This window comes from Enterococcus sp. 9D6_DIV0238, assembly GCF_002174455.2.
Classification (GTDB): Bacteria; Bacillota; Bacilli; order Lactobacillales; family Enterococcaceae; genus Enterococcus_L; species Enterococcus_L dunnyi.
The window spans coordinates 1,766,178-1,779,535 of the sequence record NZ_CP147246.1; the positions used below are offsets into that span (position 1 = coordinate 1,766,178).

Annotated in this window: 14 protein-coding genes; 1 reads left to right on the forward strand and 13 read right to left on the reverse strand. The window is 39.1% G+C overall.

Features of this window, described 5'->3' with window-relative positions; translation table 11 throughout:
• Window positions 1-22: 22 nt before the first annotated feature.
• From A5889_RS08275 to A5889_RS08320, 10 genes are all read right to left on the reverse strand, one after another.
• A complete protein-coding gene (locus A5889_RS08275; RefSeq protein WP_087640572.1) occupies window positions 23-577 on the reverse strand; it encodes a Maf family protein in 555 nt (184 codons plus the stop codon).
• 21 nt (window positions 578-598) lie between these two features.
• Window positions 599-2,665, reverse strand: a complete 2,067-nt coding sequence (gene mutL / locus A5889_RS08280) for a DNA mismatch repair endonuclease MutL (protein ID WP_422389699.1) — start codon at window positions 2,663-2,665, stop codon at window positions 599-601.
• A gap of 21 nt (window positions 2,666-2,686) precedes the next feature.
• Window positions 2,687-5,254 (reverse strand): DNA mismatch repair protein MutS, encoded by a 2,568-nt coding sequence (gene mutS / locus A5889_RS08285; protein ID WP_087640570.1) that lies wholly within the window; start codon window positions 5,252-5,254, stop codon window positions 2,687-2,689.
• A gap of 2 nt (window positions 5,255-5,256) precedes the next feature.
• Window positions 5,257-5,625, reverse strand: a complete 369-nt coding sequence (locus A5889_RS08290) for a RicAFT regulatory complex protein RicA family protein (protein WP_087640569.1) — start codon at window positions 5,623-5,625, stop codon at window positions 5,257-5,259.
• A gap of 353 nt (window positions 5,626-5,978) precedes the next feature.
• Window positions 5,979-6,398: a PTS sugar transporter subunit IIA gene (locus tag A5889_RS08295; RefSeq protein ID WP_087640568.1), complete on the reverse strand. Its 420-nt coding sequence runs from the start codon at window positions 6,396-6,398 to the stop codon at window positions 5,979-5,981.
• Window positions 6,399-6,419: 21 nt separating this feature from the next.
• Window positions 6,420-7,310, reverse strand: coding sequence for an N-acetylmuramic acid 6-phosphate etherase (murQ, locus tag A5889_RS08300; protein ID WP_176372815.1), 891 nt, complete (start codon window positions 7,308-7,310; stop codon window positions 6,420-6,422).
• A gap of 11 nt (window positions 7,311-7,321) precedes the next feature.
• Window positions 7,322-8,173 (reverse strand): MurR/RpiR family transcriptional regulator, encoded by an 852-nt coding sequence (locus A5889_RS08305; protein ID WP_087640566.1) that lies wholly within the window; start codon window positions 8,171-8,173, stop codon window positions 7,322-7,324.
• 16 nt (window positions 8,174-8,189) lie between these two features.
• Window positions 8,190-8,666 (reverse strand): PTS system mannose/fructose/N-acetylgalactosamine-transporter subunit IIB, encoded by a 477-nt coding sequence (locus A5889_RS08310; RefSeq protein ID WP_087640565.1) that lies wholly within the window; start codon window positions 8,664-8,666, stop codon window positions 8,190-8,192.
• Window positions 8,667-8,696: 30 nt separating this feature from the next.
• On the reverse strand, window positions 8,697-9,515 hold the full coding sequence (locus tag A5889_RS08315; protein ID WP_087640564.1) for a PTS system mannose/fructose/sorbose family transporter subunit IID: 819 nt from the start codon (window positions 9,513-9,515) through the stop codon (window positions 8,697-8,699).
• Window positions 9,508-10,311: a PTS mannose/fructose/sorbose/N-acetylgalactosamine transporter subunit IIC gene (locus tag A5889_RS08320; RefSeq protein ID WP_087640563.1), complete on the reverse strand. Its 804-nt coding sequence runs from the start codon at window positions 10,309-10,311 to the stop codon at window positions 9,508-9,510. The genes A5889_RS08315 and A5889_RS08320 overlap by 8 nt, the downstream gene beginning before the upstream one ends.
• 152 nt (window positions 10,312-10,463) lie before the next feature.
• Here A5889_RS08320 and A5889_RS08325 point away from each other — a divergent pair, with 152 nt between their 5' ends.
• The gene (locus A5889_RS08325) at window positions 10,464-11,255 is read left to right on the forward strand and encodes a sulfite exporter TauE/SafE family protein (RefSeq protein WP_087640562.1); all 792 of its coding nucleotides are present in this window, start codon (window positions 10,464-10,466) and stop codon (window positions 11,253-11,255) included.
• A gap of 82 nt (window positions 11,256-11,337) precedes the next feature.
• On the opposite strand, the gene A5889_RS08330 is transcribed toward A5889_RS08325, so the two are convergent.
• The 3 genes from A5889_RS08330 to A5889_RS08340 form a co-directional block, all read right to left on the reverse strand.
• Window positions 11,338-12,390 carry a DUF916 and DUF3324 domain-containing protein gene (locus A5889_RS08330; RefSeq protein WP_087640561.1) on the reverse strand — a complete coding sequence of 351 codons (1,053 nt, stop codon included), beginning with the start codon at window positions 12,388-12,390 and terminating at the stop codon, window positions 11,338-11,340.
• A 113-nt stretch (window positions 12,391-12,503) separates the two neighbouring features.
• A complete protein-coding gene (locus tag A5889_RS08335; protein WP_087640560.1) occupies window positions 12,504-13,088 on the reverse strand; it encodes a WxL domain-containing protein in 585 nt (194 codons plus the stop codon).
• Complete coding sequence (locus A5889_RS08340; protein ID WP_140405331.1) at window positions 13,089-13,358, reverse strand: hypothetical protein; 270 nt, start codon at window positions 13,356-13,358, stop codon at window positions 13,089-13,091.

Consider the following 13,358-nt stretch of genomic DNA (forward strand, 5'->3'; position numbering starts at 1 on the left):
ATAGTCCTTCTTTCTATTATTCTTAATCAAACGCCGGCAGCATGCGATACAGCGTGGATATGGGAAGTCCCATGATCGAATAGTAATCACCTTGAATATTTTTTATGAACAAAGCGCCTTGTTCTTGGATCCCATATGCTCCTGCTTTATCTTTATATTCATCAGTATCTAAATAGCGATTGATTTCTTCATCACTCAATTCATAGAATTCCACAGTTGCCGGAACAGTCGCTGAGGATTCTTGATCGTCTTTCATCAAAACCACACTTGTATAAACCTTATGTGTCCGACCGCTAAGCTGCTTCAGCATGCGGAAACCATCTTCTCGTGATGTCGGTTTTCCTAAAATCTCATTATCGATCGTAACGATGGTATCACAACCGATCACTAAATCATTCGGGTATTTCTTAGCAATGTGTTTTGCCTTTTGTGTAGCCATCTCTAAGACATAGTCCATTGGGGTAAAATAGCTTTTTACCTCTTCGTTGATATCTGCCGGGACGATCTCGAAATCCGAGACGATTCGTCCAAGCAACTCCCGTCTGCGCGGAGATTGTGAAGCTAGAATTACTGCCATTTCTGTCACCTTTTTCAATTTTTAGTGTGGGTCTTGAATTCGTTTAAACATTTTCTCCATATCGGAATTTGTAAAATGGATCAATACTGGGCGGCCATGAGGACAGTTAAACGGATTCTCGCATGTTTTAAGATCTTTTAACAACACTCTAGCCTGTTGTTCATTTAAATAATGATTTGCTTTGATCGAGCGTTTACAGCTCATCATGATCGCTGTTGCTTCACGGAATTTTTTCACACTGACTTTTCCAGTTGTTAAAAACATATCGATCATTTCTCGAATGATACTCTCTTCTTCACCTGCTGGATACCAAGTAGGATGAGCACGCACAATAAAGCTGTTTTGACCAAAGTCTTCTAGATGGATGCCCACTTCAGCCAGAGTATCTTTCGCTTCTTTGATTTTCAACGCATCATTGTTCGGATAGTCGATCACGATCGGTACTAAAAGCTCTTGAAGATCATCAGAAACTTCACCGATTTTTTCTCTAAAATATTCATATTTGATCCGTTCTTGCGCAGCATGTTGATCGATGATATATAGTCCATCTTTACTTTGGGCAAAAAGATAGGTGCCATGCATTTGACCAAAATACTCTAATTCTGGAAAACGTTCTTTCGGACGTTCAGATGATAACTTATTAAGTGCCTGCTCTAATTGTCGTTCATTATTCTTTGCTGAAAAATCAAACTCTGGATGATGACTCAATTCTTTTTCATACACTTGTTCATCTACTATTGTTGCGTTTTCTGAATCCATAGATACCTCAGTCGATTCAACAGTAGGTTCTTCAATCGGTCGTTCTTCATAGGGCGAACTAAATGCATGGGCCATCAATGCTTCTTTCTCTTGTTCAGTTGGAGAACTTTCTGCTTTTGGCTTTTCAGGTAATGGTTGTGTTGAAAAGTCTGCCTTTGTTTCTTTGACAAAGAAATTACCACTAGTAGGATCGTAACCTAAACTTCCCGGCTTTCGAATCGGTTTTGCTGTTTCCTCTTGTTCTGTCAAAGGGATTTCCATTTGCTCTACTTTCGGCTGCTGCTCGACCTTCTTTTTGAAACGCAGATTATCTGCAGCATTTGGAATCAGCTGTTCCTGACTCAAGACTTCACGGATTGCTTCACTGATGAGTGCCATCAATTCTTTTTCCTTACTCAAACGAACTTCTTGCTTCGTTGGATGAACATTGACATCCACCAACAAAGGATCCATCTCGATTTCTAAAACAGCGATCGGAAAACGGCCGACCATCAGTTTTGAGCCATACCCATCAACCACTGCTTTATTCAAAGAAAAGTTTTTGATATAACGCCCATTGATGATCGTAGATAAATAATTGCGGCTCGCTCTCGTCACTTCTGGTAAAGAGACATACCCAGTCAATTTAAAATCTAAATCTTCCGCTTCTATTTTCAACATTTTTTTAGCGGTACTGATGCCGTAAATGCCTGCGATCGTCTGTTTTAGATCACCATTTCCTGTCGTGTTCATCATTTTATTTCCATCATGGACTAAACGAAAAGCGATGTTTGGGTGGCTCAAGGCTAAACGATTGACGATATCCCCAATATTCGCTAGCTCAGTCTGGATCGTCTTGACATATTTTAAGCGTGCCGGCGTATTGAAGAACAGATTAGAAACAGTGATTTTCGTACCTTTTCTCAAGGCTGCTGGACGATGTTCTTCGACTTTACCGCCCTTCATTTGAATAAAACTGCCTTCACCTTCTTCTGAGACAGCTGTTTCTACGATGATTTCCGAAACAGAAGCAATACTTGGAAGAGCTTCTCCACGAAATCCTAAACTACGAATGCGGAATAAATCGTCTCTCGTATGGATTTTGCTTGTTGCATGGCGCTTAAAGGCATTCAAGATATCATCTTTTGCGATTCCATCACCATTATCAATCACTTGGATCGTTTTTAGCCCTGCCTCTTCGATGAAAATATCGATTTGAGAACTGCCAGCATCAATTGCATTTTCGACAAGTTCTTTTACAACGGATGCAGGACGTTCGACGACTTCACCAGCAGCGATCTGATTGGCAAGTTGTTCTGATAATTCTTGGATTTTTCCCATCTGTCCCATCCTTTCCTTGCTTCACGTTCGTTAGATTCTTTTTTGCAGTTCATGTAATTTATTTAATGCATCCATCGGTGTCATTTCTAATAGGTTCATTTTTTTCAATGTATCGATCACGCTCAATTCATCTGTCGACACTTCTTTAAATAAAGATAACTGTTCTGTATCTTCATTGATTTCGTCTTGATATTCGACTGTCTTCACCGGTTGTTCTTCTGATTCCAGAGCAGATAGAATCGTCGCTGCCCGTTCCAAAAGATCACTTGGTAAACCGGCAATTTTTGCTACGTGGATCCCGTAGCTCTTATCAGCTGGACCATCCATCATTTTATGAAGGAAAACGACTTCGCCATTTTTTTCCACAGCACCAACATGAATATTTTTTAATCCCTTCAGATTTTCATCTAACACTGTTAGTTCATGATAGTGGGTAGAGAATAGGGTTTTCGCTTTAACTTCTCTGTGGATATACTCAATGATCGCCTGAGCCAAAGCCATACCGTCATATGTAGCTGTACCACGACCAAGCTCATCAAACAAAATCAAGCTATTCGGTGTCGCATGACGAAGTGCCTGATTGGCTTCCATCATTTCTACCATGAAGGTGCTTTGTCCTGCAATCAAGTCATCTGATGCACCGATCCTAGTAAAAATCTGATCGAATATCGGTAATTCTGCTGATTCAGCAGGAACAAAACAGCCGATTTGCGCCATCACTACTGTAAGTGCAAGCTGACGCATATAGGTACTTTTACCGGACATATTTGGCCCAGTGATCAAAAGGATAATATTTTCTTTATCCATATGCACACTGTTTGGGATATATTCTTGATGACCTAAGACCTTTTCAACAACGGGGTGACGCCCTTCAACGATATGAAGTTCTTTACTATTGCTTTTCAGTGTTGGACGGACGTATTGATAACGTTCACTGACTGTGGCAAAAGCTTGCAGCACATCCACGGCACTGATCGTTTTGGCTAGTTTTTGTAGACGTTCGATATTCGCTTTGACTTTTTCACGAACTTCTAAGAATAGCTGATATTCAAGATCGACTGATTTTTCTTCTGCTTCTAAAATCAAAGTCTCCATTTCTTTGAGTTCCGGCGTAATGAAACGCTCAGCGTTTGCCAATGTTTGCTTGCGCTCGTATTTGCCTTCTGCTAGATTAGCTAAGTTCGACTTGGTTACTTCAATGTAGTAGCCAAATACACGATTAAAGCCAACTTTCAGAGTTTTGATTCCTGTTTCTTGACGCTCTTTTGCTTCCAATTCGGCTAGCCATTGTTTTCCATGTCGCATCGCATCACGATATTCGTCTAATTTTTCATTGTAATGATCTTTGATGACATTTCCTTCAGTGATCGCTAATGGCGCCTCTTCATTGATCGCATTGTTGATCAATTCAACGATATCTTCTGCTGGATTCAAGTCTAAAAGTAATTCGTTCCATTCTCCCTGATTGATGCCGACGATCAATTCACGGACTAACGGTACCTGCTCTAGTGATGTCTTCAGCTGAATCAAATCACGCCCATTCACATTCCCAAACGCGACACGTCCAGCTAAGCGTTCAAGATCATAGACCTTGGTCAAGGTCGCTTGTAAATCAACACGTTCAAAATAAGCATTCAATAATGACTGAACCATTTCCTGCCTTGTCCGAATTTGTTTTTCTTGGATCAATGGACGATCCAGCCATTGTTTTAATAAACGACCGCCCATCGCCGTTTTTGTTTCATCCAGCAGCCACAACAACGTGCCTTTTTTCAAGCCGGTTCGAATCGATTGCGTCAGCTCCAAATTGAATTTTGAATAATGATCCATTTTTAAGAAATGATCTGGTTGATAGTCCACTGCTTTTTGGATATGAGCTAGGCTGCGTTTTTGTGTCGTAGTCAAATAAGTCAGCAATTTCCCTGTGACTTCTACTTCTAAGGGTTCCGTCAATTCACTTGTTAGGAAATTAAATTCAGCATTTTCTTCTGCTTCTTTTTGCTCTGAAAAAATGATATTCAGCCGACTTTTAAGAGTTTCCTGAAGTGTTTCTGATAAAGGGCTGCCCAAAACCATTTCTTTCGTTTGCAGGGCAGATGCTTCATTGATCAATCCGTCCTCATCACTTAAGATTGCTGTTTTTAGTTCTCCTGTACTTAAATCAACATAGGCTAATCCAAATTGTCCAGCTGCTTCGACTACGGCGGTCAAGTAGTTGTTGTCTTTTGCTTCTAAGCCTTTGCTGTTCATGACTGTTCCAGGTGTGATCAGTTGAACAACTTCACGTTTGACCATTCCTTTGGTCGTCTTTGGATCTTCTACTTGCTCACAAATAGCGACTTTATATCCCTTTTCGATCAGCGTATCGATATAACCTTGAGCTGCATGATGAGGAATACCGCACATTGGGATCGGCTCATCTGCATTACGGTTACGGCTCGTCAATGTTAGCTCTAATAATTGCGACGCATTGATCGCATCTTCATAAAACATTTCGTAAAAATCACCTAAGCGATAAAAAAGAAATGCATCCTGATACTGGTCTTTGATTGCTAAGTATTGTTCCATCATTGGCGTATTTTTGGTCTTTTGCGGCATTGTTACCCTTCTTTCTCTAGTTCTTCATTGATTCTATATTGGATCATATCCGTCACGTGCTGTAATAAGTCATTCGCTTCCATCAGTTGTTCACGATATGCCACTACTAATGGGTGCTCATCAAATTCTTTCGTCAGCTCATTTGCTCTTTGGATAGCTGCTTTTTCTGCCTCAGGTTTGTCATAATGTGCAAACTGGACAGCATCTTTTTGAGCAGCTTTGATTTGTTCGACCAGCTCTGTCAGTTTTTCGTTATTTTGAACTTTTTCTTCTATTTTTTTGTAGCGTTGAATCAATTCATCTTCACCGATCAAGGCGAGTAGTTTCATTAATTCTTCGTTGATTTTTTTATCTGTAATGGATGGCTCCATGATTTCACACCTTTATTCTTGAGTAGGATTTTATTCTAAAACAAGTCTATTTATTTTAACATAATTCGAGCAGAATCAACAGTTTGTGGAGAGAAAAAAGCTGTATATCCTGATTCAGGATACCACTCAACTTCTCTTTGATACGGTAAATGTCTTAATGATCGATTTCTTTGATCAGTTATTTTTTGTTTGAAGTATTTTCTTCAACCGTTCAATATTTTATACACAAAAACAGTATCAGTGATTATTCACTCACTGATACCGTTTCATCATTTCGTATTATATTCGACTGTTTATTGAATAGCTGAAAATTAATAACGAACTTGAACTTATCGATCACATTATTTAAGCAACTATTCTTCAAATCCTTCTTCCTCATCTAATTCTGGTAGTTCAATCATTTCAACCGCTTGTTGTCCAATAGTTGTTAGATAAGCAGCTAATTCATCTACATTTTCCAATGAGGAAACAGATGCTTCAATCACCATTGCTAAATTAAGTCCGGATACAACTCGTAATTGAGGATAGGTTCCCATCGCCATCATAGCAACATTGCAGGGCGTTCCACCTTTTAAATCTGCTATGATGATTGTAGAAACATCCCCATTTTTTTGTAAAATCGCTTGTAATTTAGCTTGAGTACCGCTTAAACCATCTTCTGCTTTCATTGAGACGATTTCAGCATTCGCTAGATCGCCAACAATCATTTGAGTAGAAGCAAATGTTTCCTTAGCCATATTTCCGTGACTCATTAAAATTAATTTTGGTTTCATAACTTCCTCTTTTCATCACATTTATGCTAAAACTTCTGAAATACGGCCGTCATGCTCTGCTAATAATTCTTTAGCTTTAAAGTAATCTACCTTTGCTTTTGCCATAACGATCGCTGGTGCTACTTCAAAGTGAGCATTCTCTAAATATTCTTTGGCATCGATCTCATCGATTTCAGCCGCTTCTTTGATAATATTAGCTGCACGCTGCATCAATTTTTCATTGGTTGGCTGTACATTCACCATCAAATTTTGATAAATATTGCCGACTTTGATCATAATGCCTGTTGAAAACATGTTTAAAACCATCTTTTGGGCAGAGCCTGCCTTCATTCTAGTTGAGCCTGTAACGACTTCTGGACCTACGATCGGCGCAATCCCGATCTCTGCTATTTGATTCATCGGACTTACATCATTACACGTCACAGAAATAGTTAATGCGCCAACTTCTTGCCCGTATTCAATGGCAGAAATAGCATATGGAGTTCGGCCGCTAGCAGCTATTGCAATCACCACGTCCTGTGCCGTTAACTGATGATTCCTCAAATCTTCAATCGCCAATTCGTTTGAATCCTCTGCCCCTTCTACCGCTTGAAACATTGCTTTTTCCCCGCCAGCTAGAAGACCAAAGGCACGCTCAGGCGAAACACTGTATGTTGGTGTCAATTCAATTGCATCCAAAGCCCCTAAACGGCCGGAAGTTCCTGCGCCGCAATAGATCAAACGACCACCCTTTTTGAATCGCTCTGCAGCTTTATCGATCGCTTCAGCGATTTTCGGTAAAACTTTTTGAACCGCTTCAGCAACCTTTTGATCTTCTTGATTGATCAAGGTAACCATTTCTAACGTCGAGACTTGGTCTATTTTTTTTGTTGCTTCATTTCTAGCTTCTGTCGTCAATTCTTCTAATTTCATCCTGCACACCCCTACTTTTCTTTCAGGCGGCTGACAAGTTTGCTCGTTTCGATCATATTTCGTTCAATTTCGGTGTCTAAATCATCTTGGATCGATCCTAGATACAGGACATCTCCTACTGCCATAGACGAAGCAATCGAAGAGATCGCCCCCACTCGAATTAGATGTTCGTTATTTGGAACGAGCAAGACTTCATCACTTAATGATTGAACGCTATCACCATCATTACTGGTAATAAAAATGACTGTTGCGCCTCTTTTTTTTGCGATTTCACACGCAAGTAAGGCTTCTTTCGTCAATCCGCTATATGAGACAGCGATCAAAATATCCCGGTCAGTCGCATAGTTTAAAAACTCTAACATCATATGACTATCATAATTAAAAATTGCTTGCCGGCCTGCTCGATTAAACTTGTGATAAAGATTATACGTCGTCAAGGATGACGCACCGATTCCTACCAAATGGATTTTTTCTGCTTTTTTCACATGAGTAATAGCCCGTTGCAAGGCTTGTTTATCTACGGTATAAAATAAATCTTCGATCGTTGCATTTAATAACGACTCTACCTTCATACAAATCGTATCTACCGAGTCATCTGCTGCGATGATCGGATCAATATCTTTTTTACCATTACCGACTGCCTGTTTTGCCGCAATGGATAATTTCAACTCTTCCCAACTATCAAAACCAAGCTGTTTCGAAAAACGTGTCACAGAAGCTGGGGAGGTTTCACTATTGCTGGCAATTTCGTTAGCCGTTAGCGAGAGAAGACGGGTCGGATCCTTCAATATATAATCTGCTATTCTTTTATTTACTTTGGAAAAATCCTTATACTTTTGTCTGATTAAACGGATCGGGTCCATCTTCTCATCTCCATTTCTATTTTATAAATGTTACAACCGATTCATCCGGCTCAGACGGGATCATCTGTGCGGTGATCGTTACGCCTTGACTAATCAATCGATGAATCGTTTGTATCTCTTCTTCTGTCAATGCAACAGATTTTTTAATGGCTTTACTACCCTCTTTTTGTGATATATTGCCGATATTAAAGGTGTTCAATGGTACGCCGCCATCGATCAAAGCCGCCATATCAGCAATATCTTTTGTAATCAAGAATACTTTCTCATCTTCATAATTTCCTGCTAAAATTTTTTCAATCGCTTTACGTTTTGATAAAATAGATAGCTTGACCCCTGCTGGTTTAGCCATTTTTAAAGCACCAATCTGTAATTGATCCTTGACCGCTAAATCATTCACGACCATGATTCTTTGCGCCCCTACGGTATTGGTCCAAACTGTAGCTACTTGTCCGTGAATTAAACGCTCGTCCACTCTTGCATGTACAATTGTCATACTAAATCTCTCCTATTATATACTATTTTTTTAAAATAAACTGCCGATCCAAGCTAACATTGGTTGTAAATTGCCTAAAATCATACCGATAAAAATCAAGACAAAAATCAAACGTGTAGAATTCATTTTCTTTTTCCCCAATAACCAATAGGATAAAAGAACGATCCCCAATGGAATCAATGCTGGTAACACTTTATCCAGCATTTCTTGAACAGACAAAGTAACGTCCCCCATTTTATAAGTCAAATCCAGCTTATAGGTAATAACTGATGGAATCAGCCCACCGACGACCGTTAACCCTAAAATAGCAGCTCCTTGGGTAAATAGTTTCATTTTGTCAGCAAATTCTGTCGCTATTTTCTTTCCTTGATGGTACCCGATCCAAGTAAATTTATAACGTACCCATAGCACTACAGCTCCTGCAATCAGCGGAATCAGTAAACCTACGATCTGGCCTCCTTGCGCCATATAAGCTGCAATCGAGAAGACGATCGCCCGATAAATCGCAATGAAAATCGTATCTCCTACACCCGCAAAAGGACCCATCAGACCTGTTTTAAGCCCAGTGATTGCTGTTTCATCTTTCATTCCTATTTCTTCTTCCAACGCCAGGTCTGCGCCTACGATCAAGTGTGACATCGCAGGTGTCGTATTCATAAACCCTAAATGTGTTTTCAATGCTTTTTTCATCGCTTCTGGATCTTCACTATACAAACGCTTCAAGGCAGGCATCATCACCCATGAATAACCTAATCCTTGCATTTTTTCATAGTTCCAGCCCCATTGATAGCCAAGAAGGTTGCGGACATATACTTTGTTGATATCATTCTTTGTTAATTTGCTAGTCATCGATTTCAACCTCCTCATCGTCCTCATAAATGACTGTTCCGCTCGTTGTAGCAGCACCGCCTTTATTTTGATTCATCACATAAATTGCTGCTAACGCTAGTCCAACCAATGCAACACCTAACACAGAGAAGAATTGTGCGCCATAAGCTAGTAAGACAAAACCAATAATGAAGTACGGCCAATAGGTTTTTATCGGCAAATAGCGCATCAAAATAGCGATCCCCATCGCTGGTAAAATAGCACCAGCAGCTTTCAATCCACTCATCACCCACACTGGAATCCAATTGTTGATAGCATTTACAACGTGTTCTCCAAAAGCTAGCCCAATAAATACTGGAATCACGCGAGAAAGCGTCCATGGAAAAATACCTAATACATTACAACGTTCTACTCCTTTATAATTGCCCTCTTCAGCATAACGGTCTGCTTTATGCTGGAAGAAAGTATTAGCCATTCTTCCTACAATATCTAGTTGTGTCAATAATAATCCGATCGGTACAGCAACACCAATTCCGTATTCAGCACCTTTACCGGAAATAATTGCGTAAGCTGTTCCCATAATCGCTCCTGATAGAAAATCAGGCACAGTTGCTCCACCATAAGTTGCAACTCCTAAAGTCATTAATTGCAATGTCGCTCCTATCATCAGTCCTGTTTGAACATCCCCTAAAACTAACCCTGTAAATGTTGCAGCGAATAATGGTGTATATGGACCAATTTGAATGGAAATTTGATCAAGAACACCGACAACTGTGTACAAGCATAAAATTAAAATAATGCCGATCGATACTGTCATTGCTTTTTGCCCCTTCCTTGAATACGCTTTCTCTTGATATCTGTAGAATAACACAAAAGAAATTTCATTTCAACATTAATTTATTTTATATTTTTGATGAAATTCAATTTCTTTAATGATACACTGTAAGAAAATGATTCGGCGGTGGTTTTATGAAGATTTTACTGATTTATTTTGTGACTGTTTTTCTGTCTAACACAGTTGGCGCTTTATCTGGCATGGGCGGTGGCGTGATCATCAAACCCGCTTTGGACTTTCTCGGATATCATTCTTTAAATACCATTGCTTTTTATTCAAGCGTAGCCGTTTTTACAATGTCGATTTCATCTACTTACAAACAGTATCAAAATGGGATCCATATTCAATGGAAAAAAGCTGCAGGCGTTTCTATGGGGTCATTGATTGGTGGAATGATCGGTGATTTGTTGCTTAATCGAGCGTTGATAGCAACTTCGAATCAAGAACAAGTTCAAATGATCCAGTATAGTATCATGTTGGTTACTTTAATTCTCGTACTGTTATATAACCAGTTCTCTGATTGGCACTTTCAATTCAAACGAAGCAGCGTCTTTGTTTTTGTGGGGCTCTTTTTGGGTATATTATCTACTTTTTTAGGTATTGGCGGTGGACCGATCAATGTAGCCTGCTTGATTTTCTTTTTCGGTATGGAAATCAAATCTGCTACGGTTTATTCCATCATCACGATTTTCTTCTCACAGCTGGCAAAATTAGGAACGATTGCTTTTTCAACAGGCTTTGCAGGATTTGATTTGACGATGTTGTGGGCAATAATCCCAGCGGCTCTATTAGGAGGATATGTTGGTGGAGTATTCAGTAAAAAAATGTCTGAACAACATGTTGCACAGTTGTATAGTTTCGTTATTTTTTTAGTCATTCTTCTAAATTCCTATAATTTGTGGATGATCGTAAAAGGATACTTATGATAACGGAACAGAGATTATTTCCTCAAAAAAAGATAGCCTCTACTTGCAGAATAAAAAATATGTTCTACAAGTGAGGCATTCGTTATTTTCTCTTCAATTCTTCTACTTGCGCTTTTAGTGCGTTGATTTTTTGTTGTCTTTTTCTATAAATGTAACTAATGAAAAGAAGGAGTAACAGAGCAATCACTAAAAGAAGGTACCACCAATCATTTGTTTTATTTTTATGGATATATGCTTGATCATTCAATTGTTTTGCTTCTTCATCCTTGATTTCAAAGTCTCTCTCAAAATCCCAAGTTCTCCCTTTAGATTCTGCGTGGATAGTTAAACTATATTTATCAGGCTTAAAGGCTGTTTCTTCTAAACCTATCGGATAATCAAACTGTGAATTTGGCGCCATCTGTACATCGTTTTGACTTGTTTCATAAAGAACCGTGTTCGTATGTTTCTTTTTGATTTTTGCGCTTAAGTTCAAACGATTCAAATATGCAGCTTCAGGATTTTCTAACTGGGCAAATACAACATTGCGATCATTGACTTGTCCTAAGCGAATATCTGCTAATTGTAGATCAGAAGGAACTTCCTTTTCCCCATGTAAAACCAACGCAATAACATAACCGAATCGATTGTTGATCGTCACATCTGCGTTCGAGTCTTTTGGATGTTCATTATCTTCACTTGTAAAAACCAAACCGCCGGATAATATACCAGAAAACACTTGTTTTGGCATCGTGATCGTATAATCTACATTTTGTGTCTCATGTGGAGCTATGGTGACTTTTTTAGTTGTTGTCTGAACAAGCTGACTTAAATCATAAGGTAGTTTCACAGACTTATTTTGTTCACTATTGATATATTCTACAACCCCATTTGTATTCGTTGTTGCCGTTTTGACTGCTGTATCGATCGTCAAAGCTTCATTTGACCGATTCGTCACTGCAACTTTGACTGTATGCTGTTCCTCTGGTTTCAAACGTAGATCAAAGTATGTTTTCGTTGTATCCACTTGTGCAGAAGAAGGTACAGCTTTGACTTCATATTCTGCTTCTTGCGCCCAGCCCGACATCGTTCCTGTAAAACTGATACAGATAAATCCCAATACCAGCATCACCTTACTAAGTACTTTTTTCAACATATCGATTCCTCCATTTTTTGTTCCTATGTATAAATTTATCTTCCATGAAAAAAGATAGCTGGGCATAACGCTCAGAGTTACAGCCCAGCTGATCTTACCTGAATAAACGATGATTAACTATTTTCTGGTTGATCTAAAAGTGTCCAAGTCAGCGTTGTTTCATATTGTTTCGCTACTTTTGTTGTTTTACCTGGAACTTCCAAAGTTACCGCATCTTTAGCAAAACTTTCGATCGTCACACCATTTCCCTGTTCAGCAGCTGCTGCTAAAATCGTCGTTCCTGAACCATCTGTATTCAATACAACATCTGTTTTGACAGTTGCTGAGCTTGATGAATCTGCTGAAATCGTCGGTGTTTTTAATGTCACTTGGGCATTCGTCAATTCCTTTTCATCCGCTTTAAACTGCCCGTTTTGTGCAACTTGGACAGTCCAGCCAGCTTCTGTTCCGCGAATATCTTGGACCGTAGTTATTGTTTCTGCTTTGTTTTTATAGACTTCGTCTTTTGCTGAAATAGGGTTAGAACCAAAGTCAAAATCCGCAACATTGACTAAAGTCAATGCGCCCTCTGTCGGCGTTGTGAAGCCTACATCGCTTTTTGAGTCTTTATTGTCAACTTCTTCGGCATTAGCAAGTACACTAGTACTTAACACCATCATAACTGCTACTATTCCTACTAAAATTTTGTTTGCTTTCATCTAAATTCGCTCCTCATATGTTAAATTTCTATATGCAAACATTCCAATTGTTACCATTAGAATGGATATGCCTGTTTTTACTACCGATTCTGTCGATTGCTTTTCTCCTGTAAGAGGTAAGTTCTGACATTTTTGTTCTTCTTTTTCTACTTCATAAAAACCCACTGTTGCTTTTCCATTTGCAGCATATACATCAGCTGTAGTTACTGTTTGACTAAGACAAATACCAATTAGAAGCAAATAGCCAAGTCCTTTTTTTCTACTGTTCAC

Excerpts from the sequence above, each read along its gene's own strand:
- A5889_RS08315 (WP_087640564.1), bottom strand. The coding sequence starts at position 9,515 with ATGACTAGCAAATTAACAAAGAATGATATCAACAAAGTATATGTCCGC.
- A5889_RS08310 (WP_087640565.1), bottom strand. The coding sequence starts at position 8,666 with ATGACAATTGTACATGCAAGAGTGGACGAGCGTTTAATTCACGGACAA.
- A5889_RS08325 (WP_087640562.1), top strand. The coding sequence starts at position 10,464 with ATGAAGATTTTACTGATTTATTTTGTGACTGTTTTTCTGTCTAACACA.
- A5889_RS08275 (WP_087640572.1), bottom strand. The coding sequence starts at position 577 with ATGGCAGTAATTCTAGCTTCACAATCTCCGCGCAGACGGGAGTTGCTT.
- A5889_RS08290 (WP_087640569.1), bottom strand. The coding sequence starts at position 5,625 with ATGGAGCCATCCATTACAGATAAAAAAATCAACGAAGAATTAATGAAA.
- A5889_RS08305 (WP_087640566.1), bottom strand. The coding sequence starts at position 8,173 with ATGGACCCGATCCGTTTAATCAGACAAAAGTATAAGGATTTTTCCAAA.
- mutL (WP_422389699.1), bottom strand. The coding sequence starts at position 2,665 with ATGGGACAGATGGGAAAAATCCAAGAATTATCAGAACAACTTGCCAAT.
- A5889_RS08320 (WP_087640563.1), bottom strand. The coding sequence starts at position 10,311 with ATGACAGTATCGATCGGCATTATTTTAATTTTATGCTTGTACACAGTT.
- A5889_RS08295 (WP_087640568.1), bottom strand. The coding sequence starts at position 6,398 with ATGAAACCAAAATTAATTTTAATGAGTCACGGAAATATGGCTAAGGAA.
- mutS (WP_087640570.1), bottom strand. The coding sequence starts at position 5,254 with ATGCCGCAAAAGACCAAAAATACGCCAATGATGGAACAATACTTAGCA.
- murQ (WP_176372815.1), bottom strand. The coding sequence starts at position 7,310 with ATGAAATTAGAAGAATTGACGACAGAAGCTAGAAATGAAGCAACAAAA.
- A5889_RS08330 (WP_087640561.1), bottom strand. The coding sequence starts at position 12,390 with ATGTTGAAAAAAGTACTTAGTAAGGTGATGCTGGTATTGGGATTTATC.
- A5889_RS08335 (WP_087640560.1), bottom strand. The coding sequence starts at position 13,088 with ATGAAAGCAAACAAAATTTTAGTAGGAATAGTAGCAGTTATGATGGTG.